Source organism: Achromobacter sp. GW823-FHT04E03 (genome assembly GCF_058796095.1).
Genome location: NZ_JBXAIJ010000003.1, coordinates 381,630 through 405,228 on the forward strand (window position 1 = coordinate 381,630; position 23,599 = coordinate 405,228).

Below are 23,599 nucleotides of genomic sequence, written 5' to 3' on the forward strand. Positions count from 1 at the left end.
CATGTTGCACTACGCCGTAGTTTTCTTCGTCATCGCCATCATCGCGGCTGTCCTGGGCTTCGGCGGCATCGCCGCCGGCGCTGCCGGCATCGCCAAGATCCTGTTCTTCGTCTTCCTGGTACTGGCGCTGCTGTCCATCCTCGGCGGCGCATTCCGCAAAAAATAGAACTCGGACCCAAGACACCACACAATCCTCGCGTCCCGACGCGCTGAACCACTAACAAGGAGCATGACTATGGAATTCCGCAAGCTGATCGCCGCCGCTGCACTGGGCACGGGCGCCGTCTTCACTTCCATGGCTTTTGCCGCCGATGACGGCAAGCCGAAACAGTCCGTGGGTGAGTACGCGTCCGACGCCACCGTGACCACCAAGGTCAAGGCTGCCATCGTGGCCGACAAGCAGCTGAGCGCGCTGGACATCGCCGTGGAGACCAATGCGGGCGTCACCAAGCTGACGGGTACCGTCGGCACCGCGGCCGAAGCCGATCATGCCGCCACCGTGGCGCGCGGCGTCGAAGGCGTCAAGCAGGTGATGAACAACATCAAGGTCGACCCGGCCAAGAACAAGAAGTAAGCCCGACCGGGCCGCTTCGGCCCGGTCTTGAAAACAAGGCGGCGCCTGTGTCCGACACAGGCGCCGCCTTGCTTTTGCGCCGCGTCCCGCACGGCGGTCCTGATCAGACGTCCACTACGCCCCGGCCTATCTCCAGGGCGCGTCCGCCCACCTGGATCCGGCCATCGGCCTGGACGTCCAGCAACAACCGGCAGGGCCTGCCCATCTGGTCGCCCTGCTCCACCAGGATGCTGGCGGGCAAGGGTCGCTTTTGATGCAAAAGCCAGCCGCCCAGATTGGCGCAGGCCGAACCCGTGCCGGCGTCTTCGTTCACGCCGCCGCCCGCCTTGGCGTAGAAATAGCGCGCCACCACCACCTGGCGCCCATCCTGCTGGCGGCTGTCGTCGAAAGCGTAGGCATACATGACCTTGCGGCCCAGGCTGTTGGCCTGCCAACGGTCCAGCCGCGAGGCATCGGGCGCAACGCGGCGTACCGCGTCCACGCTGGCCAGCGGCACCAGCAGTTGATCGGCGCCGGTGTCCAGCCAGATCGGATCGTCCAGCAGATCGCTCGCATCCAGACCCAGCAGGCTGGCGATTTCGCCTCGCTCCAGCTCGGGCGCGGCGGTGCGCACGCCATCCGGGCACGGCGCGGTAAAGGTCCAGGCATCGCCGCGCGCCGTCACCGGCACCACGCCGGCAGCGAACTCCAGGGTCAATGCATCGCCCGTCTGCCGCAAGTCACGCACGACCTGCGAGGTGCCTATGGTGGGATGGCCCGCGAACTTCATCTCGAAGCCCGGCGTGAAAATGCGCACGCGCGCTGCCGCCTTGTCGGAGGGCAGGATGAAGGTCGTTTCGGACAGATTGAATTGCGCCGCCAGATTCAGCATGGTGGCGTCGTCCATGCCGCGCGCGTCTTCGAACACGCAGAGCTGGTTGCCGCTGAAGGTGGAGGAAGCGAAAACGTTGAGCAGGCGGAAAGCGTAGGTGGCCATGGCGGTAGCGATAGTTGAAAACATTGCGCCGGCTTGAGCCGGCGCGTTCCCTACTTTATCGCAAGCCTCGGGCCCGGACTACCAGACCGCGAAGAACAACACCCATGCCAGGCAGAACGGCACCAGGCCGGCTGCCAGCACCAGCCAGGCCAGCCCCTTGCGCCAACCGCTTGCCGCGCGCGGCTTGAGCAGGCGCGCATACAGGCGCAGCGTCCACAGCACCGCCAGGCTTAGCAGCGTGAACCGCACCGGCGCGGCCCAGGCGGCCTGCATCCCTTCGTGCTTGAGCAGATTTACGGTGGTGGCCGACAGGCCCAGGAACACGCCGATGCCGGCGGAAGGAATCAGGGCCTGCGCCAGTTTGTGCAGGCCAGGACGGCCCCAGCGCGTCGCGGGTTCGCCTTCCACAGGCGCGGCGGGCGCCAGGCGGTCGGCGATCCACAACGACAGGAAGGAAGCGCCGCCGACACAGATCGTGGCGCCGACGACGAACATCAGGATGCCGGCGCCGTCCAGCCACGAGAAGCTGTCGTTCACTTCCGGGTAATGCGTCAGGATGAACCAGGGCGCGTTGTCCAGCAGCGGCCACATGATGTCGTGTTCGACCAGCCAGGTCGCGGCCCACTGCTTGGCGGTCACGTACCAGGGGCTGGCGCTCCAGAGGAAGGCGCCGATCGCGATGCCCATCAGGCCGAAGCACAGCAGCGCCGTCTGCCATGGATCGCCATGGGTGACATGCACGATTTCTTCTTCGGGCGAACGCGGCGTCAGTTCGATCGCACCGCGATAGCCGCTGCAGCGTCCGCAGACATGGCAGTCGCCCGCGCCCTTCATGTGGCGCAGCGGTACCAGCGGCGCACAGTTGATGGGCTCGATGCGGATGACAGGATGACGCCACTTCTCTTCGTCGACCTTGAAGTGCCAGGGAGCCAGCTTGGCCAACAGGTTGAAGACGCCGTTGACCGGGCACAGGTACTTGCACCACACGCGCTTGCTGCGGCCGTAGCGCCAGCCGACGATCATGGCCGCCACCGTGGACCCGCCCAACACCGCCAGCACCGCCAGCGGATATTGGTAGACGCTGACCAGTTGCCCGTAGACGGTCGTCAACGCGAACGCGACGAAAGGCCAGCCGCCCCAACGCATCCATTTCGGAATCGCATGGCCCTGGCCGCGCTCGCTGGCCCATTCAGTCAGCATGCCCTCGGGACAGAGCCAGCCGCACCAGGCCCGGCCCAGGATGGGCATGGAAATCAGCACGAACGGCCACCACACGCCCCAGAACGCGAACTGAGCGACGATGGTCAGATTGTTGAAGACCGAGGCCGCGTTGTCCGGCAAGGGCAGGATCGCGGGCACGATCAAAAGGAACGCGTATATCGCAACAATGCCCCACTGCAGCTTGCGCAACAGCGGGGCATGGTCACGGAGAAAGTCGGCGATACGGGAGGTCGCCCTCCCGAGTGCAGCTGCCATGGTCAAACCTTCAAATATTCAGTCCGGCAACAGTCGGGTTCAGGTGGCGCTGCGGGCGGCGGTGGCAGCGCCTGCCGGCTTGCTCCCCACCCAGCGCAGCAGCGCCCACACAATGATCCAGTAAGCCACCCACAACAGCACCGAGATCAACGCAGGCAGCGCGCGGTAGCCGGCGAAGTCGGCCAGGACCTTGCCCACGCCGGTGCTGTCGCTCAAGAGCCACGAGCTGTCCCAGACCGGATCCACGATGGTCGGCAGCACGTCCAGCGAAATCAGGTGATCCAGGCCGCCCACCAGCAGCGAGCCGGCCAACAGCAGCAACAGGATTTCGGTCACGCGGAAGAAGCGGCGCCAGGTGATGAGCTTGCCGCCCAATTGCAACAGCCAGAACGTCAGCAACGCCACCACAAAACCGGCCACGCCAGCCAGCGCCAGCATCAGCATGTCGCTGCCGCCCTCGCCCGCCGACACGGTGCCGTACAGGAACACCACGGTTTCGCTGCCTTCGCGCGCCACGGCAATGGCCACCAGCACGAACAGGCCCCACCAGTTGTCGCTGGCGACGGAAGCGCGGGCCCCGCCTTCGAGTTCGCCCTTGAGCGTGCGGCCGTGCTTCTTCATCCACACGACCATCTGCACCACCAGCGCGCACGCGGCCAGCGACATGATGGCCTGGAACCATTCCTGGCCTTCGTCGCTGAGCCAGGAGGAGACGCCCAGCAGCACCAGCGCCAGGGCCACGGCCAGCGCCAGGCCTGCCGCGACGCCACCCCACAGGTAGTTCAGGCCACGCTTGCCCTCCGGCGTGGAGCGCAGCCAGGTGTAGAGTATGCCCACCACCAGCATGGCTTCGACGCTTTCACGCCAGACGATAAAGAGGACCTGTTCCATATATTGCTACCGCTTATTCCTTGGGTTTGACGACCAAGGTGCCTTTCACGCTCTGGTGAAAGTCATCAAAAAATGGATACTCGCCGGGGCGGGAAATGGTGATCACCACGAAAGACTTCACACCCGGCCCCAGGACTTTTTCCTTGCGCAGCGGAATGCTTTCGAACTCCACCGGCTCGTTGCTCTCGTTGATGAGCTCGATCTTGAAACGGCCCGCCGGCACTTCCAGCGTGGCGGGCTCGAACGTACCGTTCGGCTTGAAGGTCAGCGTGAACGTGGGTAGTTCGTCAGCCTGCGCGGGCGCCCCGCCGGCCAGGCCGGCCAGGCCGATCAGCAATGCGACGGCAACGCGAAGCAGGCTGCGCACGATCAGTAACCGCCCTTCTTGCCGGTGCCGGCGTAGACGAATTCATATTCGAGGTCGAAGGGCTCGAACCACGGCCCCACGCCGGTTTCCTTGTCGACGTGACGGCCGAAGTGACTCATCTTGTCCGCGGTCGGCGGCAGGATGGAGTACTTCAGCTTGTACTTGCCCGGACCTTCCAGCTTGACGTTCTCGCCGTAGTGCGGACCGTCGTTGGCGACCATCGGCATGAAGGTGCCCTTCTGCACGTTCTGGCTGCCGACCTTCTGGATTTCGTACTTCACGACCAGGTAAGGCACCCACTCGCCTTCGGGGAAGCCCGTCTTGTTGCCGGCGGTGGCGTGAATGTCGGCCTCAAGGTGCACATCCGAATCCTTGGCCGGGCGCATCATGCCCGGGGGGTCCATTTCGATCGGCTGCAGATACACCGCGCCGATTTCCATGCCGCCCTTTTCCACCGGTTTGCCGATGGGGTATTCGGCCGCGTTCGCGGCGGAAACGCTCAGGGCGACAATGGCCAGGGCCAAGGCTTTCTTGATCATGTGCATAATCCTTGAGACACAAATGAGACGACGGCTCCTAAAATACAAACAAGAACCGTTTTCATTAATGTAACCAAATCAACTGACAGAACCCTGAACCTCGGATCAGGAAAATCTGCGGATCATTGCGTTTGATCAAGCGGCGAAAAAGGCCCTGACCTTTTTTCAGAGCCCGAGAAACTTGAACGGCGCCGCGGGCTGGAAGTCGCGCGTGGCGTCGCCCGCAAACGTGTGGCGCTGATCCGGCCCCAGGTCCAGCTTCAGCACCTTGCCGGTTTCCGGACTGAAGTCCAGGGCCTTCAGGTCCACCCAAAACGTGTTGGGCGTCAGGGCCGATTCGAAGAAGTACAGCTTGCGCTGGTGGTCGAAGACTGTGCGCCAGCGGGTGGACGAGATATTGGGCTGTCCGGGCGTGCTGATGCCATAGGGTACGGAGACGTTGCGTATCACGCTGAAGACGCTGGCCAGCGCCTTGTTGGGATCGGGATCCTTGGGGATGGCGTTGATGTAGAACGATGCGCGCACGAAACGATCGGCTGCGCGGTTGGTGCCCGGCAGCATGGTGGTGCCGCCGATCTGCTGCCAGTAGGCATCGAGCGCAAGCTGCTGCTCGAACTGAGGCGAGTTGGTCATCACCTGGTAGTCGCGGCTATGGTGGATCACCTGGCGTCCGCCGATGTATTCGATGATGGCGCTGTCGCCGCTGGCGTCCGAGATCGACAGGTGCAGCGTCGTCAGGCGGTCCTCGCCCGGCACGTTGTCCGAGACGATGGTGTAGGGTTCCTGCTCCAGCGCCGCCACGGCCTCCTTGACGGTGGCGTAGTTGTCCAGCACGTATTGCGCCCACGCCGCGATGGTCAGGCCGGGCTTGCTCTTCGCATCGAATTGCGGGTACTGCGATTCGGCCAGCCACAGCAGATTGGCGCTCAGGCCCGCCTCGTTCACGCCATCGGTGGTGGAGACGTCATAGCCGGACGTGACCACGCTGCCGTAGCGCGAAGTCCAGCGCAGGGAGTTCGGGCCGGCCTCGCCGCTGCGCGCCATGCCGCGCGGCAATACCCACAGGTTGCTGGTGATGTCGTTCTTCCAGTCCATGGAGCGTGCGGTAACCACCTGCTGGTTGGCGCCATGGAAGACCACGCGTGTGCAAGCCCAAGCGGCGGGCGACGCGGACATGGCCGTCAAGCCTGCCAGTGCCGCGCAGGCCAGGCGGGAAAACGCCTTGTTCAGTCTCATGCTTGCTCTCCGAGGTATCTGTGCTTGCTTGCCGCGCGAGCAGAACCTGCACGCGGTGATGAAAAAACACCCCAAGAACCAGATCTATGTCCGGCTTTTGGGGTGCTGATCGATGAGGCCGCGCCAGGCACGGCCCCGCCATTACTTGCGGCCGGGACCTTGCGTGCCGCCAGGCGTGAACGGGAAGGTCGAGAACATGGCGCGGGTCTGATCCTGCATCTGGTCCTGCATCTGCACGAACAGATTCTTGCTCTGGTCGATGTAGTTGTTCATCATGTTCTGCAGCATGGGCGTCTGCACGTTCATGAACTGGGCCCAGGCCTCGGGGCCGAACTGGCTGCCGTACAAGCCCTTGGATTGCTCCGCCATGCGCTGCTGGATTTCCATGAAGGCCTGGATGTTCTTTTCCAGGTAGGAACCCATGATGCCCTGCATGGCATGGCCATAGAAACGGATGATCTGCGACAGCATGTTCGAGGAGAACATGGGCATGCCGCCGCTTTCCTCTTCAAGGATGATCTGCAGCAGGATGCTGCGCGTCAGGTCTTCGCTGCTCTTGGCATCGACGACCTGGAATTCTTCGTTTGCCAGGACCAGTTGCTTGACATCTGCCAGGGTGATGTAGGTGCTGGTCCGGGTGTCGTACAGGCGACGGTTGGGGTACTTTTTAATCAGGCGCAGGCTGGCGCCGGTTTGTGCTTGCGTCATGGTTGTCCCCGGATCGGGCGATCTCTAAGGCTTCGGATAGGGTTAGTGTAATCCGGAGGGCCCTCTCCCCGAGGCCCTCCGGCGCCGACGGGCCGCCCGCTGGCGGCCCGCGATGGGTCAGCCCATGTGCAGGCCGCCATTGAGCGAGAAGTCCGCGCCCGTCGAAAAGCCGGACTCGTCCGAGGCCAACCACGACGTCATGGACGCGATTTCTTCCGGCGTGCCAAGGCGGCGCACCGGGATGGTGGCGACGATCTTTTCCAGCACGTCGGGACGGATGGCGCGGACCATGTCGGTGCCGATGTAGCCGGGCGAAATCGTGTTGACGGTGACGCCCTTGCTGGCGACTTCCTGGGCCAACGCCATGGTGAAGCCATGGATGCCGGCCTTGGCGGTCGAATAGTTCGTCTGGCCGAACTGGCCTTTCTGCCCGTTCACCGAGCTGATGTTGATGATGCGCCCCCACTGGCGTTCGACCATGCCGTCGATCACCTGTTTGGTCACATTGAACAAGCTGTTCAGGTTGGTGTCGATGACCGCGCGCCAATCGTCCGCGCTCATCTTGCGGAACAGGCCATCGCGGGTGATGCCCGCGTTGTTGACCAGCACGTCGACCGGGCCCAGCTCCTTCGTGACCCGTTCGAAGGCTTCTACCGTGGAGTCCCAATCGGACACGTTGCCCACGGACGCGTAGAACGTGTAGCCCTGCGCTGCCTGCTCATCCAGCCACTGCTGGTAGTTGCGGCTGGGGCCGCAACCTGCCACCACGCGAAAGCCATCCTTGGCCAAGCGCTGGCAAATAGAGGTGCCGATACCGCCCATCCCGCCTGTAACGTAAGCCAGTTTTCCGCTCATTGGACTTCCTCCTGTGTGCGACGGACGCCTCGTTGATTAACCTTCTTCTCGTCTGGGCCTAACCGCTGGTCGCGGCTTCAGGCTGCCCGGACTTTCACATATCTGCCAGGCGCCGGCTCTATCGGCCGGTACTTGGCATTGCCCAATTTTTCACGCGCCTTGACCTGCTTGCCGGAATGGCCCGACAGCCAGCCGGCCCAATCGGGCCACCAGCTGCCCGGCGTCTCGACCGCTTGCGCGAACCAGGTGTTCGGGTCGCCAGGCAGATGATGGCCTGACTGTTCAAGCTTGTCAGCCGCCCAGTAGCTGCGGCGCTTCTTCGCCGGAGGGTTCACCACGCCGGCGATGTGGCCGGACGCCCCCAGCACGAAGCGCTGCGGTCCGCGCAGCACCTGGGTCGACGCATACGCCGAAACCCAGGGCACGATATGGTCCTCGCGTGACCCGAAGATGTACGCCGGCATTTCCAGGCGCGTCAGGTCCAGCGGCAGGCCCGCGGCCTGCGCGCGGCCCGGCACCTTGAGGTTGTTCTCCAGGTAGGTATTGCGGAAATACCAGGAGAAGAACGGGCCGGGCAGATTGGTGCTGTCGCCATTCCAGAACAGCAGGTCGAACGCGGGCGGCTTCTGGCCTTTCAGGTAGTTGCCGACCACATAGTTCCAGACCAGCTCGTTGGGCCGCAGGAACGAGAACGTGGTGGCGAGATCGCGCCCGGGCATCAGCCCGCCCTGCCCCAACTGGTGGTCGCGCAGCAGCGCGTGCGCTTCGTCGACGAAGACGTTGAGGATGCCGGTATCGTGGAAATCCAGCAGCGAGGTCAACAGGGTCAGCGACGCGACCGGATGCTCGCCGCGCGCCTCGGCCAGGGCCAGCGCGGAAGCCAGCATCGTGCCGCCCACGCAGAAGCCCAGCGCATTGACCTGCGGCTGTTTGGTGATGTCGCTGGCCACGCGCAGCGCCTGCAGCACCGCGTCGTCCAGATAATCGGACCAAGTCGCGCGGTCCACGCCATCGGTGTCGCTGGACACCGGATTGCGCCAGGAAATCAGGAATACCGTATAGCCCTGGTCCACCGCGTGCCGCACGAAGGAATTTTCGGGCTGCAGGTCCAGGATGTAGAACTTGTTGATGTTCGGCGGAACGATGACCAGCGGCCGTTCGTGCACGGTGGCGGTCGACGGCGCGTACTGGATGAGCTGGAACAACCGGTTTTCAAACACCACTTCGCCCGGCGTCACGGCGACGTTGCGGCCGATCTCGAACTGCGATTCGTCGGTCTGCGTGATGCGGCCTTTCTTGACGTCCCCCAGCAGATTGGCCAGCCCTTCGTTGAGCGCGCGTCCGGCGCTTTCGACGATGGATTGCTGGGCATCCGGGTTCAACGCCAGGAAGTTCGACGGCGACAGCGCGTCGACCCATTGCATGATGGAAAAGCGCAGGCGATCGCGCATGGGCTCGCTGACCTGGGCCGCGTCGACCATGCGCGACATGGCGCGGGCCGACAGCAGATAGGTATGCGCCAGCAGCAGGTGCGAATGATTGGAGGCCCAGGCATCACCCGAAAAACGGCGGTCTGGCGGCGGCGCAAGCGCGCCACGGCGGGCGTCATCGCAAAGGCGCTGCCACTCGCGGGAGAATTCGGCCTGAATGTCGGCCAGGACTTCCGGTGCCACGCTCACCGGAATGGGCCCTGCGGAGAGATTGGCATTCACTTCGACACCTTGTTATCGAAACTACGCGATTGATGTTGCATTCCGGGTCCGGGACTGTCAATGCGGGTATACAAGGAGGCCTGACAGGGTATGACGCAAGGCCGGCTGCGGGCCTTGCGCCAGATCAAACCGGGCCTAGCCAGGCCAGCAAAGCCATGCGTCCGGTTTCGCCGTCGCGGCGGTACGAAAAGAACCGGTCCGCCCCGGCCACCGTGCACATCCCGCTCAAGGACACTTCTTGTACTCCGGCGCGGCGCAGGCGGAAATCAGCCAATCCGGCGAGGTCGGCCAGCCATTTTCCGGAAATGCCCGGCCGCGGCGTGAAGTAGCGCAGGGTTGCCGGATCGTCCTTGGTGAACGCGTCCAGTACGTCCTGCCCGACCTCGAACGCCTGCGGGCCGATGCCGGGGCCGACCCAGGCGCGCCAGCCCGAGGCCTGCGGCGCCTTGGCGCGCATGGCCGCGAGCGTGTTCTCCAGCACGCCGCCCGACAGGCCGCGCCAGCCGGCATGCGCCGCGCCCAGCACCGTGCCTTGCGCATCGGCGATGACCACGGGCAGGCAATCGGCAACCATCACGGCCAGCACGCGGCCGGGCTGCGCCGTGACGCTGGCGTCGACCGCCGGCTCGTCCGGCAGGTCGGCCTGATCGGCATCCACCACTACGCTGCCATGGACCTGACGCAGCCACAGGGGTTCGGCCGGCAGCGCAGCGCGCACGCGGCGCCGGTTCTCAGTCACCGTGTCCGGATCGTCCCCGGCGCGGCGGCCCAGATTCAAGGTGTCGTGCGGCGCGACGCCCACGCCCCCTGCCCGGGTCGTGCAGAAGTAGTTCACGCCCGGCCATTGCGGGCCCGTCACCACCGGCAAGCCTGCCACTACGCGTTCCATGCAATCTCTTCCTGGACCAAGCTCATGTCGGGAGGCACGGCCGCGGTGAAGTCGACTTCGCCGCGACCGCCCGGATCTTCGAAATGCAGCGCGCGCGCATGCAGCATCTGCCGCTGCGCGCCCGCAATGTTCTTGCCGCCGTAGATGGTATCGGCCAGCAGCGGATGCCCCAGGCTGGCCATGTGCACGCGGATCTGATGGGTGCGGCCGGTTTCCAGGCGGCACACCACTTCGGTGACGCGGCCGCCGGGATCCGCCTCGCCGCGGCGGGCGGGCATGTAATGGGTGATGGCGGGCTTGGGCGCCACCGGGCGCTCCACGCTCATGCGGACCGGCACGCGCGCATCGCGGCCGATGGGACGATCGACCTTGCCGGCCGCGGCCAGCCAGCCGTGGACCAGCGCCACGTACTCGCGGCCCATGCTGCGCGCCTGCAATTGGCGCACCAGGTGGGTCTGGGCGGTTTCGTTGCGCGCCACGACCATCAGGCCGGAGGTGTCCTTGTCCAGGCGGTGCACGATGCCGGCGCGCGCCACCTGCGCCAGTTCGGGATAGCGGTACAGCAGGCCGTTGAGCAGCGTGCCGCTCCAGTTGCCGGCGCCAGGATGCGTCACCAGGCCGGCGGGCTTGTTCACCACGATCCAGTCGGGGCTTTCGGCCACGACCGCGAACTCCACGGGTTCGGGCGCGAAGGCCAGGGTTTCGGGCGCGGGCTGGGGCCAGACGGTGAGTTCGTCGTCGGGTCCGACCGTCTGGCGGATCTTGCCGGGCTTGCCGTTCACGTGGACGTTGCCGGCCTCGATCCAGCCCTGCAGCCGGCTGCGGGAATGCTCGGGCATCAGCCCCGCGAGCACCTTGTCCAACCGGTCGGCGCGCGTGCCGGAAGGCACTGTTACAAATTGCGGTTCCCCCTGCGGGTTTTCTTCGGAAATACCCAGGAGTTCGTCGTCGGAAACGAGATCCGCGCCGGAGGCTGTATCAGACATGGAGACAAATCATATAATCAGCCTTGCATGCTAACACCAAGGATACGATTCTCGTGATTCACCACTCCGCAGCTCCCTCGAATCCCGCCTCCCGAAGCGGGCCGGTCTTGCGCGTGGTTATCGCGCTGCTCGCCGTGATGGTCATCGCCGGTTGCGGCTCGAGCAACAGCAAGTACGACAAGACCACCAACTGGAGCGCCGAACAGCTCTACGCAGACGCCAAGGCGGAAATGGCCTCGGGCGGCTGGAAAGAAGCGCGCGAACGCCTGACCGCGATCGAAAGCCGCTACCCCTTCGGCGTCTACGCCCAGCAAGCCCTGCTTGAGCTTGCCTACGTCAACTGGAAGGACGGCGAAAACGAGCAGGCCCTGGCCGCCATCGACCGCTTCCAGCAGCTCTACCCCAATCACCCCGGCACCGACTACGCCCTTTACCTGAAGGGCCTGATCAACTTCACCCCGGCCAGCGCCTTCATGAGCAGCATCACCGGCCAGGATCCCGCCGAGCGCGATCCCAAGGGCCTGCGCGCGTCCTACGACGCGTTCAACGAGCTGATCAAGCGCTACCCGGACAGCAAGTACACGGTGGATGCCGAGAAGCGCGTCGCCTGGCTGGTCAACACCATCGCCATGAACGAAGTGCACGTCGCCCGCTACTACTACGAGCGCGGCGCCTACGTGGCCGCGGCCAACCGTGCGCAGACCGTCATCACCGACTTCGAAGGCGCCCCCGCCACCGAGGAAGCGCTCTATCTGATGGTCGAGTCCTACGACAAGCTCGGCCTGACCGAACTGAAGAACGACTCGCAGCGCGTGTACGACAAGAACTTCCCCAACAGCGAATTCAAGACCAAGGGCCTGAAGGCCGACAAGAGCTGGTGGAACCCGTTCAACTGACGTAACGCCCGCCGCACCAAGCAAAGCCCCTGCCACGCAGGGGCTTTTTCATGCCGGCGCGCCGCGCCGCAGCGCTTGCGGCGGCTGCCCGTAGATGCGGATGAAGGCGCGGCGCATGCGCTCCGTATCGCCGAAGCCCACCCGGCGCGCGATGGCATCCATGCCGGCCTCGCCTTCCTCGACCAGTTCACGCGCAGCCTCGGCGCGCACGCGCTCCACGGCCTTGGCCGGGGTCTGCCCGGTTTCCAGCTTGAACTGGCGGCAGAACTGGCGCGGACTCAGGCAGGCCACGCCGGCCAGGCGCTCGATGTCCAGGACTTCGTCCAGGTGCTGGCCCACATGGGCCAGCACCTCGCGCATGCGTCCGCTGGCTGGCGCCAGGTCCTGCAATGCAGAGAACTGCGACTGCCCTCCCGTGCGCCGGTGATAGACCACCATCTCGCGGGCGGTGGCGCGGGCGACCGCCTCGCCGTGGTCCGCCTGCACCATGGCCAGCGCCAGGTCGATGCCGGCCGTGATGCCCGCCGAGGTCCAGACCGCGCGGTCCTCGACGTAGATGCGGTCCGCTTCCACCGCAAGCGCGGGATGGCGCTGCTGCAGTTCGGCGGCATGACGCCAGTGGGTGGTCACGCGGCGCCCTTGCAGGATGCCGGCCTGCGCCAGCACGAACGCGCCGGTGCAGACGCTGGCCACGCGCCGGCCGCGCGCATGCGCGGCGCGCAGATAGGCCAGCATGGCCGGGGCCGCCTGGGGTTCGCGCGCGCCCTGGCCGCCCGGCACCAGCACGGTGTCGGCGCGCAGACCGCGCCAGGGCCGCGTCAGCACGGGCACGCCGGCCGAACAGCGGACCAGGCCGCCTTCGGCCGACGCCACGGCCACTTCGTAGGCGCCCGGCACCAGTTCGGCAGCGATCTGGAAGACCGACAGCGGGCCTGCCATGTCGAGCAGCTGGAAGTTGGGTACGGGCAGGATGCAGACGCGATGGGTCATGGCATGAAATGAGGGAAAATAGTCATTCTTGCCATAGTTTCCGGCGCTAGAGTGGGGCCTGTCAATCCTCCGGACTCCCACAGCCATGACCTCCTCCACGCGCGGCCTGCGCAATGCCCGCATCCTCGCCGTCTGCCAGGGCCTGTACATCGCGGCGATCTCCATCGACCTGACCCTGACGGCGCTGACCGGCCAGATGCTGGCGCCGCATCCCGCCCTGGCCACGCTGCCGTTCGCGCTGATCACCGTGGCGGGCGCCGCGGTCACCTGGTATGCATCGCTGCTCATGCAGCGCATCGGCCGCCGTGCGGGCTTCATGCTGGGATCGCTGGCGGGCGCGGCCGGTGGGCTGATTTCCGTGGCCGCGGTGTTCGCCAGCGACTTCTGGCTCTTCTGCCTGGGCACGGCGCTGGTCGGCGTGTTCCAGGCGTTTGCGCAGTACTACCGCCTGGCCGCCGCCGACGCGGTACCCGCCGAGGCCAAGAGCCGCGCCATATCCGTGGTCCTGACGGGCGGCGTCATCGCCGCCATCGCGGGGCCGGCGCTGGCGGCCTGGGCCAAGGACATCTTCCCCGCCGCGATCTTTTCCGGCGCCTATCTGATGGTGGCGCTGTTGGGAGCCGCCAGCGCGCTGCTGCTCATCGCCTACCGCGACCAGGCAGGCGAAGGCGGCCAGCCCGCCGACACGCAGGCCGCAGGCCTGCCGGCCCGTCCTTTGGGCGAGGTCATGCGGCAGCCGATTTTCGTGGCGGCCCTGGCCAACAACGTCGTGGGTTCGGTGTCGATGATGTTTGTCATGACGGCCGCGCCGCTGGCCGCGGTCGCCTGCCAGCACAGCATCGCCGATGGCGCCAGCATCATGCAGTGGCACCTGATCGGCATGTACGCCCCGGCCTTCTTCGCCGGCGCGCTGATCAACCGGCTGGGTCTGCCCCGCGTACTTGGCATGGGCATGGCGTTGAACGCGGCCTGCTCGCTGATCGCGATGCAATCGACTTCGCTCACGGCCTTCCACGCGGCATTGTTCTGCCTGGGCGTGGGCTGGAACTTCATGTTTGTCGGCGGCACCACGCTGCTGGCGCAGTCCTACCGTCCCGCCGAACGGGCGCGCGTACAAGGAGCCGCCGAAATGCTGCGCTACGCCACCACCGCCCTGGCCACGCTGGCCGCGGGTCCGGCGCTCGTGCGCATGGGCTGGGAAACGTTGAACGCCGCCATGCTGCCCATCGTGGGCCTGGCCGCGGTCATGACCGGGTGGTGGGCGATGTCGCGGCGGACGGAACGGGTCGCGGCCTGAGGCGGCTGGCAGGGGGGCCCGCTGGCGCGGGCAGCCCCCAGGGCTGGCTGATTGTGGCGTGAACGGCCGCTAGTCCTGCGGTTCCTGCTTGCGCCGGTAGAACGCCAGTACTTCTTCCAGTTCGCGCGTCCGCGCGAACGGCGGCAGACCGCGCCACAGGCGCTTGCCATAAGGCTTTTCGACCAGGCGCGCGTCGCCCACCATGAGCACGCCCCAGTCCGATTCCGTACGGATCAGACGGCCCGCGCCCTGCTTGAGCGAGATCGCGGCTTCGGGCAGTTGGTATTCCGCAAAGGGATTGCCGCCATGCGCACGGCAGGCGCGCAGGCGCGCCTCGATGACCGGATCGTCGGGCGGCGCGAACGGCAGCTTGTCGATCGCCACCAGGGTCAGCACGTCGCCGGGCAGGTCTATGCCTTCCCAGAAACTGGCGCTGCCCACCAGCACCGGATGCTCCAGTTTGCAGAAGCGGTCCAGCAGATCGCGGCGCGTGCCCTCGCCCTGCTTGAGCAATGGCCATTCATGGCCGGCATCGTCGAAGGCGTCGGCCAGCAGGTTGGCGACCTTGTCCACCGCGCGCAGCGTCGTGCACAGCACCAGCGTGCCGCCGGGGCTGGCCTCCAGCAGCGGCAGCAGGGTCTGCACGAAGCGGTCGAGGAACTGCGGCGATTGCGGTTCGGGCATGCCGCGCGGCACGAACAGCAAGGCCTGTTCGGGATAGTCGAAGGGCGATTCCCATTTGCCCGTGCGCGCCTTCTCCAGCCCCAGCTGGCTGGTGAAGTGCGTGAACTCGCCGTTCACGGACAGCGTGGCCGAGGTCATGATCCAGGCCTGGCCCGGCTTGCGGTACTTGGAAAAAGCCTGGGCCACCGACAGCGGCGCCGAATGCAGGCGCACGTGGTGCTGCCCGTGTTCGACCCAGCGCACCGCCGGGCCGGTCCATTGTTCCGCCGCGGCCGCGCCCTCCAGGATGGCGGCAGGCGTGGGCAGTCCATCGCCCAGCGCCGATTGCACGACGGGTTCGGACGCCTGGTCGTCGCGGCCCCAGCCTTCGTCGGAATGGTCTGCGCCCGCCCGGCCCGGCGTGGCCCAGCGCTTCAGCCGCACCGAAATCTCGGCGCCGCTGCGCGCGGCCGCCATCAGGTCCGGGTGCTTTTCGGCCACCGCGCCCAGCGCCTTGGCCGCGCCGTCCACGGCCTCGCGCAGCGCCAACAGCGCTTCGTCGAATTCCTCGGGATTGGGGATGGCCTCGAAAGTCGCCTTGCGGCCGGGCATACGGTCCAGCGGCGCACAGACCAGGCGCAGCTCGCGCGCCGCCGTTTCCACATGGCGGCTGACGTCGCTCCATTTGGCGGCTTCGCGCGCGTAGGCCAGGCCGGCCGCTTCCAGCGCGCGGCCGAAATCCAGCAACTGGTGCGTGGACACGCTGCTGCCCAGAAAGCGGGTGGCCGTGTCCGGCAACTGGTGCGCTTCGTCGAAGATCACGGTGTCCGCTTCGGGCAGCAGGTCGGTCACGCCCTCTTCGCGCAGCACCAGGTCGGCCATGAACAGGGCATGGTTCACGACCACCACGTCGGCTTCCTGCGCCTGGCGGCGCGCCTTTACCACGAAGCAGTCGCGGATGCGCGGGCATTCCTGGCCCAGGCAGTTCTCGCGCGTGGAGGTCACGCGCTGCCAGATGTCGGCGTCTTCCGGTACCTGCGCCAGGTCGCCGCGGTCGCCCGTCTTGGAAATGCCCGCGAACACCTGGATCTGGCGCAACTGCTGGATTTCGGTGCGCGACTTCAGCGCGCGCTCGTCGCCCTGCAGGCGATCCAGGTGGTAATGACAGACGTAGTTGCCGCGGCCCTTGAGCAGCGCGGCCGTCACCGGCGCGGCCAACGCCGCGCGCACGCGCGGCAGGTCACGGGCGAAAAGCTGGTCCTGCAGGGTGCGCGTACCCGTGGAAATCAGCACCTTGCCGCCCTGGATGAAGGCGGGTACAAGATAGGCCCAGGTTTTGCCGATGCCGGTGCCTGCCTCCGCCACCAAGGTGGCGCGGTCCTGGATGGCCTGCCCTATGGCCTGCGAGAGTTCGACCTGTGAAGGCCGGGGCTTGTAGCCGGGCAAAGCCGTGGCCAAAGGCCCGTCGGCGTCGAAGAATTCGGAGATATCCAGGTCCAGCATAGCGAGTCAACGGTGAACCGGTGCCGGTTGCGGTTCGGGCGCCAGACACTTGGGTGGGAAAGGACCAAATGATACCCGCTGCCGGGCCGCGGATTGGCCGCCAGGCCGTCGCGAGGGGGACATATCCGTCCACCCTGGCACGTTTTGTAACAGCGGCTTATGGCACAATCCGCCCCTTGTTTTTCCTTTTTGTCGTCGTATCGAGATGTCTGAAACTTCCGCTATCACGTACGTCGCCGCCGGCGTCGACAACGCCCGCATCGTCGCGCAGCTCGCCACCGAGCTGGGCACGCGCGCCTCCCAGATCGCTTCGGCGGTGGAACTCCTGGACGATGGCGCCACCGTGCCCTTCATCGCCCGCTATCGCAAGGAAGCCACGGGCGGCCTGGACGATACCGTGCTGCGCAATCTCGAAGTGCGCCTGGGCTATCTGCGCGAACTCGAAGAGCGCCGCGGCTCCATTCTTGAATCCATCTCGCAACAGGGCAAGCTCACGCAAGCGCTGCAGCAGGAAATCGCCACGGCCGACACCAAGCAGCGCCTGGAAGACTTGTACGCGCCGTACAAGCCAAAGCGCCGCACCCGCGCCCAGATCGCCCGCGAAGCGGGCCTGGAGCCGCTGGCCGACGGCATCCTCGCCGATCCCGCCTGCGACCCCGCCGCGCTCGCCGCGCAATACCTGAATCCCGAAGCGTCCATCAACGACGCCAAGGCCGCGCTCGACGGCGCGCGCGACATCCTGGCCGAGCGCTACGCGGAAAACGCGGATCTGCTGGCCGACATGCGCGAGCACCTGTGGTCCACCGGCCTGATCCATTCCAAGGTGGTCGACGGCAAGGAAACCGAGGGCGCCAATTTCCGCGACTGGTTCGACTTCAACGAACCGCTGCGCACCCTGCCCTCGCACCGTATCCTGGCGCTGCTGCGCGGCCGCCAGCAAGGCGTGCTGGAACTGCGCCTGGGCCTGGAAGCCGAACTGGAAGCGCAGACGCCGCATCCCTGCGTGGCCCGCATCGCCGGCTTCCTCAAGCTGGGCAACGGCCTGTTCGCGCTGGACGCCACGCCGCGCGCGCGCTGGCTGGGCGAAGTCTGCCGCTGGACCTGGCGCGTGAAGCTGCTGACGGCGTTCGAAAGCGAGCTGATCGGCCGCCTGCGCGAAAGCGGCGAAGCCGAAGCCATCCGGGTGTTCGCCGCCAACCTGAAGGACCTGCTGCTGGCCGCGCCCGCCGGCCCCAAGGCCGTGCTGGGCCTGGACCCCGGCATCCGCACCGGTTGCAAGGTCGCCGTGATCGACCAGACCGGCAAGGTCGTGGACACCACCACCGTCTACCCGTTCGAACCGCGCCGCGACCGCGACGGCACCATCAACACGCTGGCCGCCCTGGTGGCGCGCCACAAGGTCGACCTGATCGCCATCGGCAACGGCACCGCCTCGCGCGAAAGCGAGAAGCTGGTGGGCGACATGATGGAACGCTTCCCGGACCTGAAGGTCACCCGCGTGGTGGTCTCCGAGGCCGGCGCTTCCGTCTATTCGGCGTCTGAAACCGCGGCCCAGGAATTCCCCGACCTGGACGTGACGCTGCGCGGCGCGGTGTCCATCGCCCGCCGCCTGCAGGATCCGCTGGCCGAACTGGTCAAGATCGATCCCAAGGCCATCGGCGTGGGCCAGTACCAGCACGACGTCAACCAGCGCGAGCTGGCGCGTTCGCTGGACGCCGTGGTCGAGGATTGCGTGAACGCCGTGGGCGTGGACGTGAACACCGCGTCGGCCGCCCTGCTGGCCCGCGTGTCCGGCCTGAATTCGCTGCTGGCCAAGAACATCGTCGCCTGGCGCGACGAGAACGGCGCCTTCCCGACCCGCGAGATCCTGCGCAAGGTGCCGCGCTTTGGCGACAAGGCATTCGAACAAGCCGCGGGCTTCCTGCGCATTCCCAACGGCGACAACCCGCTGGACGCCTCGTCGGTTCACCCCGAAGCCTATCCGGTGGTCGAACGCATCGTCGCCAAGATCAAGGCCGAGGTGAAGCAGATCATCGGCCAGCGCGAAGCGCTCAAGGGCGTGTCGCCGTCCGACTTCACCGACGAGCGCTTCGGCCTGCCGACGGTGCGCGACATCTTCGCCGAACTGGAAAAGCCCGGCCGCGATCCGCGTCCGGAGTTCAAGACGGCGCAGTTCAAGGAAGGCGTCGAAACCCTGAACGACCTGTACCCGGGCATGGTGCTGGAAGGCGTTGTGACCAACGTGGCGAACTTCGGCGCGTTCGTGGACATCGGCGTGCACCAGGACGGTCTGGTCCACATCTCGGCCCTTGCCGAAAAGTTCGTGAAGGATCCGCGCGACGTCGTGCGGGTGGGCCAGACGGTCAGCGTGAAGGTGCTGGAAGTGGACGTGGCGCGCAAGCGCGTCGCGTTGACCATGCGCCTGAACGACACCGCAGCTCCCGCCCGCCGCAGCGGCGACGCCCCCAAGGGCGGCGACCGCAACCGCCGTCCGCAGGGCGACGGCAGCCGCGGCGGCGCCGGGGCCGGCGCCGGCATGAACAGCGCCATGGCGGACGCGTTCGCCAAGCTCAAGCGTTGAGCGAGACCCGCCCCACGGAAAACCGGCGCCTGATGCGCCGGTTTTTTTTACCTAGGGCTTACCCGTAAAGAGGCGGGTTACTTGTTTTCTCTCAAGCCAAACCTATCAAAAATGATAGAAAATATCTAATTGTGTCCAAATAATAAAACCCGGCGGCGCCAGGCCGCAAGGCGGCACAAGCCCCCCGCGAGCAGGCGAGCCAAGGCGCATAGCGCCTGCCGGGGAGCAGCACAAGAACAACAGCGCCCTGCCCCGAACGACCGGAGATCCGCCCAGCCATGTCCCATACCATCACGCTCGCCGCCAATGAAACGGCAACCCTCACCGCCAAGGAAGCCAACGCCAGCGGCGTCTACAGCGAAATCACCCTGGGCCAGTATTCGCACCTGCTTGTCGATGGCACCGAAGTCAGTTTCAAGCACATCACGCTGGAGCGGCTGGGCAGCCGCATCATCGAATTGAGCAATGGGGCGCAGTTGCACGTCGGCGCACTGGGATTCGCCAGCATGGGCGCCAGCATCACCTACCGTATCGGCGCGGGTTGCGCGCTGACTTTCGATGCCAGCCAATGGGATCCGGAAGTGGTCGCCAACACCACCTTCGATTTTGCCAGCCAGGGCAGCGGCACGCTCAAGTACTTCCCGTTCATCAACCCCGAATGGCTGGACTGCCCGAATGTCACGGGCTACACGGAAGGCGACATGCTGGAAATCGCCGGACAGGGCAGCGCCCAGCGCTTCCAGGTGCGCGACGGGCGCATCGTAGCCAGCGCCCGCGCGGCCTGAACCGCCGGGCCGGCTGCGCGCCGGCCCCTTGGGTTTATTCCTGCGACAAAGACGACAGCGCGGCGCGCGCGCGTTCCAGCAAGGCGCCGGATTCGTCTTGCGCGCCAGCCGGCGCGGTGGCCACGGCCACGCCGTCGATCATCGCGGCATAGCCTTGCCCATCGGCCTTCAGCACCGCATCGGCCGGTTCCGCTTGCAGACGGCGCATCAACGCGCCGGCTTCCTTCGGATCGGCGAAACGCTGCGACAACAGCAGTTCCTCGCCATCCGCTGCCAGCAGGCGGAAACGGAAGCTGCCGTCCTCGTCGCGGAAGCTGACGAAGCGCGCGCCCTTGCCCTTTTCCTTCTTGGGCTGCGCGGCCTTGGCGCCCGAGCCGGCTTCCAGGTTGCGCAGGCCCACGGCCTGGCGCAGTTCCTGCATGAAAGGCGTGGCCAGCTTGCGCGCCTTGGCGGCGCCGGCCTGCAGGATGTCTTCGATGCGGCCAGGGTTGGCCATCAGGTCGAAATACTTCTCGCGCATGGGCGCCAGCAGGTTTTCCAGGTGGTCGTACAGCGCCTGCTTGGCTTCGCCCCAGCCCATGCCTTCTTCGAGCTGCTTGCGCAGCGCGGCAGCCTGTTCGTGCGTGGCGAAGGCGCGGTAGATGGTGTACAGGTGCGAGTTCTCGGCGTCCTTGGGTTCGCCCGGCGCGCGCGAATCGGTCACGATGCGCATCACCGCCGCGCGCAGCGCGCTGGCGCCGCCCTCGAACAGCGGAATGGTGTTGTTGTAGCTCTTGGACATCTTGCGGCCGTCCAGGCCCGGCAAGGTCGCCACGTCTTCTTCGATCACCACTTCCGGCAGCGTGAAATAGTCGCGGCCGTACAGGTGGTTGAAGCGCTGGGCGATGTCGCGCGCCATTTCCAGATGCTGGATCTGGTCACGGCCCACCGGCACCTTGTTGGCGTTGAACATGACGATGTCAGCGGCCATCAGCACCGGGTACGAGAACAGGCCCATGGTCACGCCATCGTCCGGTTCCAGACCCTTTTCCGTGTTCTGGTCCACCGACGCCTTATAGGCGTGCGCCCGGTTCATCAGGCCCTTGGCCGTGACGCAGTTCAACAGCCAGGTCAGCTCGGGGATCTCGGGGATGTCCGACTGGCGGTAGAAGGTCACGCGCTCGTGGTCCAGGCCCACCGCCAGCCAGGTCGCGGCGATTTCAAGGCGCGAGCGCGCCACGCGGGCAGGGTCGTCGCACTTGATGAGGGCGTGGTAATCCGCCATGAAGAAGAATGCGTCCACGCCGGGCTGCGCGCTGGCCTGAACGGCGGGACGGATCGCGCCCGCGTAGTTGCCGAGGTGGGGAGTTCCAGAGGTGGTGATGCCGGTGAGGACGCGGGTATTCATGAGGCGAAGAGGCGTTTGCTGGGGGAAACGCCCAGTGTAACTTGCCGGGCGCGCGGCTACAGGACGGCCAACACTGGCGCCGCCAGCGCGCACAGCCCGCCCGCGGTCAGCGCGGCGCGCGGCCGGAACGTCAGGAACCAGATCAGCAGCAGCCCGGCGATGCTCAGAATGCCGATCCATTCCACCGTGCCGTAGCTCCAGCCCCAGACCGCCGCCGAGGCGCACAAGGACAAAGCCAGCGCCCCCCAGCCGAACAGGCGCAAAGGCAACCTGTGACGCCGCGGCAGCGCGCGGTCGAACAGGTCTTCGTAGTGGCGGTCCATGCCCAGGCACAGGGCGGAAAAGCCCGCGTAGGCCAGGCAGAAGGCAGCTAGCGTCATGGCGTATCACCTCTAGGTTCGTAGGCGGGCTGGGACGGCTTGGATGCGGCGCGGCCCTTGGCGGGCGCCTTGGCGCCCGCTTTGCTGGCGCGGGCCGCCTTGCGCGCCATCCAGGCCAGCAGCAGCGCCCCGGCCAGGCAGGTCAGGTCAAAACCAGCCATGACCCAATCGCCCGCAGGCAGCGACACCCCGAGATGGCGCGAGGTCGTCAGGGCGTTGACCACCGGCACCAGCGCCAGGGAGGCCGCGGCCGCGGCCAACAGGTCGCGCCACTTGCTGCGCTGGAACAGGAAGGCGTAGACCAGCGACAAGCCCCAGACGGCGAAGAAGGCGCGCGATTCCCAGAACTGCCTGCCCGCCAGGTCGATCGGCAGGAGGCGGTTGGCCCAAAAAAAGGCGGCGATCGAGATGAACAGGCCAGCGACCGTGCCGGCGTTGAGCGCGTCGACCAGGCGCAACGAAAACGCTTCGCGCGCCCCCGGACGCGCCTTCTGCCGCCGCTTGGCGATCCACAGGACCAGGCCCGTGCCCACCATCGCCGTGCCCGCCATGCTGACCAGGAAATAGAGCCAGCGCAAAAACGGTTCGGCAAACAATCCCAGGTGCAGGCCGACGATGACGCCCGCCGTACGCGCCGTGGCGCCGAGCTCGTCCTCGCCTTCCTGGAATGCGCCCGTGACGCCGTCAAAACGCATGTAGGGCGCCAGCTTGCCGAACGACACGCCATCCGCGGCGTCGCGCACCAGGGTCACGGTCGCGCCGGCATCGCCGGGATGATTGACGGTGATGCGCCCCACCCGGCCGCCTTGCCAGTGCTGCTGCGCCTGCTCCACCAGCGGCGCCAGCGCGGTCAGCGGCGCGGGCTCGTTGCGCGCGGGAGTGATCCTGAAGGACTTGAAGACCTCGTCGGAATACTGCCTGGGGCTCTCGTAGACGGCCAGTATGCCGGCCGGCATCAGCATGGCCATGAACAGCACCAGCCCGCTGAACGTGATCATCAGGTGGAACGGCAGCCCCAGCACGGACAAGGCGTTGTGGCCGTCCATCCAGGCGCGCTGCCCGCCTTTCCCGGGCCGGAACGTGAAGAAGTCGGTGAATATCTTCTTGTGGGTGATGATGCCGCTGATGATGGCCACCAGCATGAACATGCCGGCGATGCTGGCCAGCCAGCGCCCCCAGGGAAACGCGGTTTCCAGTTCGAAATGGAAGCGGTAGAAGAAGTCGCCGCCACGCGTCTCGCGCGCGGCCAGGGCCTGGCCGGTGGCGGGGTCCAGCTTCACGCGCACGAAACCGCGTTCGCCCGGCTTGGGCTTGGGCACTTGGTAGAGCAGTTGGATGAGCGGTTCGCGGTCGGACGGCGGCGTGATGAACCAGCGCGTGGCGTCGGGCGCATGTTCCGCCAGGTAGTTCTGTGCAGCAGTCACGGACTGCGCCGCAGGCGCGGGCCGCGTCTGGATCTCGGGCTGCATCCAGGCCGTGATCTCGGGGCGGAAGAACGCCAGCGTGCCGGTCAGGAACATCGCGAACAGCACCCAGCCGAAGATCAGTCCCGACCAGGTGTGCAGCCAGGACATGGATTGGCGCAGGCCTTCCTCGCCCGGCGCCTTTTCCACTTTCGCCTTCATGCCGCCCCCATCGCGCGGCCGATCGCGAACAGCCCGCCCAGGAGCGCGGCGGGCGCCAGCACGCCGGCCCAGGCGCGCCAGGCATTGCGCGTGGCAAAAACCCAGATCACGCCGCAGGCGTAGAACACAAAGGACAGCATCTGCGCCGTGACCACGGCGTCCGGCCGCCGCATGGGCAGCCAGATCGCCAGGCAGGCGGCTGCCGCCGACGCCAGAACATAGCCGCCCAGGATGGCGGCCGCCGCCCTGGAAAAGACGGCCAGACGGTAGCGCATCATGCCTG

The 23,599-nt window shown here is 66.4% G+C and carries 23 protein-coding genes; 6 read left to right on the plus strand and 17 right to left on the minus strand.

All coding sequences use genetic code 11. The features are described from left to right. The first annotated feature begins 1 nt into the window (after position 1). Together AC1RHV_RS21375 and AC1RHV_RS21380 are read left to right on the plus strand one after the other, a co-directional pair. On the plus strand, positions 2-166 hold the full coding sequence (locus tag AC1RHV_RS21375) for a DUF1328 domain-containing protein (protein ID WP_006389411.1): 165 nt from the start codon (positions 2-4) through the stop codon (positions 164-166). A gap of 69 nt (positions 167-235) precedes the next feature. Next, positions 236-574 (plus strand): BON domain-containing protein, encoded by a 339-nt coding sequence (locus tag AC1RHV_RS21380; protein ID WP_013392352.1) that lies wholly within the window; start codon positions 236-238, stop codon positions 572-574. 103 nt (positions 575-677) lie between these two features. On the opposite strand, the gene AC1RHV_RS21385 is transcribed toward AC1RHV_RS21380, so the two are convergent. The 11 genes from AC1RHV_RS21385 to AC1RHV_RS21435 all read right to left on the minus strand — a co-directional run bounded on the left by AC1RHV_RS21385 (position 678) and on the right by AC1RHV_RS21435 (position 11,209). Beyond that, the gene (locus tag AC1RHV_RS21385; RefSeq protein ID WP_192493225.1) at positions 678-1,550 is read right to left on the minus strand and encodes a PhzF family phenazine biosynthesis protein; all 873 of its coding nucleotides are present in this window, start codon (positions 1,548-1,550) and stop codon (positions 678-680) included. Positions 1,551-1,628: 78 nt separating this feature from the next. Next, positions 1,629-3,026, minus strand: coding sequence for a 4Fe-4S binding protein (locus tag AC1RHV_RS21390; RefSeq protein WP_492301932.1), 1,398 nt, complete (start codon positions 3,024-3,026; stop codon positions 1,629-1,631). Positions 3,027-3,065: 39 nt separating this feature from the next. Beyond that, entirely contained in the window at positions 3,066-3,917 is an 852-nt protein-coding gene (locus tag AC1RHV_RS21395) for an FTR1 family iron permease (protein WP_054450811.1), read from the minus strand. Positions 3,918-3,930: 13 nt separating this feature from the next. After that, positions 3,931-4,284, minus strand: a complete 354-nt coding sequence (locus AC1RHV_RS21400) for a cupredoxin domain-containing protein (RefSeq protein WP_370540024.1) — start codon at positions 4,282-4,284, stop codon at positions 3,931-3,933. Between the two features lie 2 nt (positions 4,285-4,286). Beyond that, a complete protein-coding gene (locus AC1RHV_RS21405) occupies positions 4,287-4,823 on the minus strand; it encodes an iron transporter (RefSeq protein WP_013392347.1) in 537 nt (178 codons plus the stop codon). Positions 4,824-4,988: 165 nt separating this feature from the next. Then, a complete protein-coding gene (locus AC1RHV_RS21410) occupies positions 4,989-5,999 on the minus strand; it encodes a linear amide C-N hydrolase (protein ID WP_370528711.1) in 1,011 nt (336 codons plus the stop codon). 201 nt (positions 6,000-6,200) lie between these two features. Further along, complete coding sequence (gene phaR, locus AC1RHV_RS21415) at positions 6,201-6,767, minus strand: polyhydroxyalkanoate synthesis repressor PhaR (protein ID WP_042792481.1); 567 nt, start codon at positions 6,765-6,767, stop codon at positions 6,201-6,203. 117 nt (positions 6,768-6,884) lie between these two features. Further along, positions 6,885-7,622 (minus strand): acetoacetyl-CoA reductase, encoded by a 738-nt coding sequence (gene phbB, locus AC1RHV_RS21420; RefSeq protein WP_054450805.1) that lies wholly within the window; start codon positions 7,620-7,622, stop codon positions 6,885-6,887. 77 nt (positions 7,623-7,699) lie between these two features. Continuing rightward, complete coding sequence (gene phaC / locus AC1RHV_RS21425) at positions 7,700-9,334, minus strand: class I poly(R)-hydroxyalkanoic acid synthase (RefSeq protein ID WP_054450803.1); 1,635 nt, start codon at positions 9,332-9,334, stop codon at positions 7,700-7,702. Between the two features lie 124 nt (positions 9,335-9,458). Beyond that, positions 9,459-10,223 (minus strand): peptidoglycan editing factor PgeF, encoded by a 765-nt coding sequence (pgeF, locus tag AC1RHV_RS21430; RefSeq protein WP_054450801.1) that lies wholly within the window; start codon positions 10,221-10,223, stop codon positions 9,459-9,461. Continuing rightward, on the minus strand, positions 10,211-11,209 hold the full coding sequence (locus tag AC1RHV_RS21435; RefSeq protein ID WP_054450799.1) for an RluA family pseudouridine synthase: 999 nt from the start codon (positions 11,207-11,209) through the stop codon (positions 10,211-10,213). Before AC1RHV_RS21435 ends, pgeF begins: the two co-directional genes overlap by 13 nt. 137 nt (positions 11,210-11,346) lie before the next feature. On the opposite strand from AC1RHV_RS21435, the gene AC1RHV_RS21440 reads away from it, so the two are divergent. Continuing rightward, positions 11,347-12,105, plus strand: a complete 759-nt coding sequence (locus AC1RHV_RS21440) for an outer membrane protein assembly factor BamD (protein WP_233564578.1) — start codon at positions 11,347-11,349, stop codon at positions 12,103-12,105. A gap of 48 nt (positions 12,106-12,153) precedes the next feature. Here the strand turns inward: AC1RHV_RS21440 and AC1RHV_RS21445 are convergent, their stop codons facing one another. Then, positions 12,154-13,095, minus strand: coding sequence for a GlxA family transcriptional regulator (locus tag AC1RHV_RS21445; RefSeq protein ID WP_054450795.1), 942 nt, complete (start codon positions 13,093-13,095; stop codon positions 12,154-12,156). A gap of 85 nt (positions 13,096-13,180) precedes the next feature. Here AC1RHV_RS21445 and AC1RHV_RS21450 point away from each other — a divergent pair, with 85 nt between their 5' ends. Next, positions 13,181-14,392: an MFS transporter gene (locus AC1RHV_RS21450; RefSeq protein ID WP_460360234.1), complete on the plus strand. Its 1,212-nt coding sequence runs from the start codon at positions 13,181-13,183 to the stop codon at positions 14,390-14,392. A gap of 69 nt (positions 14,393-14,461) precedes the next feature. Here the strand turns inward: AC1RHV_RS21450 and yoaA are convergent, their stop codons facing one another. Further along, positions 14,462-16,558 (minus strand): DNA repair helicase YoaA, encoded by a 2,097-nt coding sequence (yoaA, locus tag AC1RHV_RS21455; protein ID WP_054450791.1) that lies wholly within the window; start codon positions 16,556-16,558, stop codon positions 14,462-14,464. Positions 16,559-16,763: 205 nt separating this feature from the next. Here yoaA and tex point away from each other — a divergent pair, with 205 nt between their 5' ends. Together tex and AC1RHV_RS21465 are read left to right on the plus strand one after the other, a co-directional pair. Then, a complete protein-coding gene (gene tex / locus AC1RHV_RS21460) occupies positions 16,764-19,139 on the plus strand; it encodes an RNA-binding transcriptional accessory protein Tex (protein ID WP_054450789.1) in 2,376 nt (791 codons plus the stop codon). A 278-nt stretch (positions 19,140-19,417) separates the two neighbouring features. Continuing rightward, positions 19,418-19,924, plus strand: coding sequence for a hypothetical protein (locus tag AC1RHV_RS21465; protein ID WP_492301935.1), 507 nt, complete (start codon positions 19,418-19,420; stop codon positions 19,922-19,924). A 34-nt stretch (positions 19,925-19,958) separates the two neighbouring features. On the opposite strand, the gene AC1RHV_RS21470 is transcribed toward AC1RHV_RS21465, so the two are convergent. Genes AC1RHV_RS21470 through AC1RHV_RS21485 form a run of 4 tightly spaced genes read right to left on the minus strand, consistent with a single transcriptional unit; the run spans position 19,959 to position 23,594 of the window. Further along, a complete protein-coding gene (locus AC1RHV_RS21470) occupies positions 19,959-21,311 on the minus strand; it encodes a tryptophan--tRNA ligase (RefSeq protein ID WP_054450785.1) in 1,353 nt (450 codons plus the stop codon). A gap of 56 nt (positions 21,312-21,367) precedes the next feature. Continuing rightward, positions 21,368-21,691: a DUF3325 domain-containing protein gene (locus AC1RHV_RS21475; RefSeq protein ID WP_054450784.1), complete on the minus strand. Its 324-nt coding sequence runs from the start codon at positions 21,689-21,691 to the stop codon at positions 21,368-21,370. Further along, complete coding sequence (locus AC1RHV_RS21480) at positions 21,688-23,316, minus strand: PepSY-associated TM helix domain-containing protein (protein ID WP_192354541.1); 1,629 nt, start codon at positions 23,314-23,316, stop codon at positions 21,688-21,690. Before AC1RHV_RS21480 ends, AC1RHV_RS21475 begins: the two co-directional genes overlap by 4 nt. Further along, complete coding sequence (locus AC1RHV_RS21485) at positions 23,313-23,594, minus strand: DUF3649 domain-containing protein (protein WP_054450781.1); 282 nt, start codon at positions 23,592-23,594, stop codon at positions 23,313-23,315. Before AC1RHV_RS21485 ends, AC1RHV_RS21480 begins: the two co-directional genes overlap by 4 nt. Positions 23,595-23,599 lie beyond the last annotated feature (5 nt).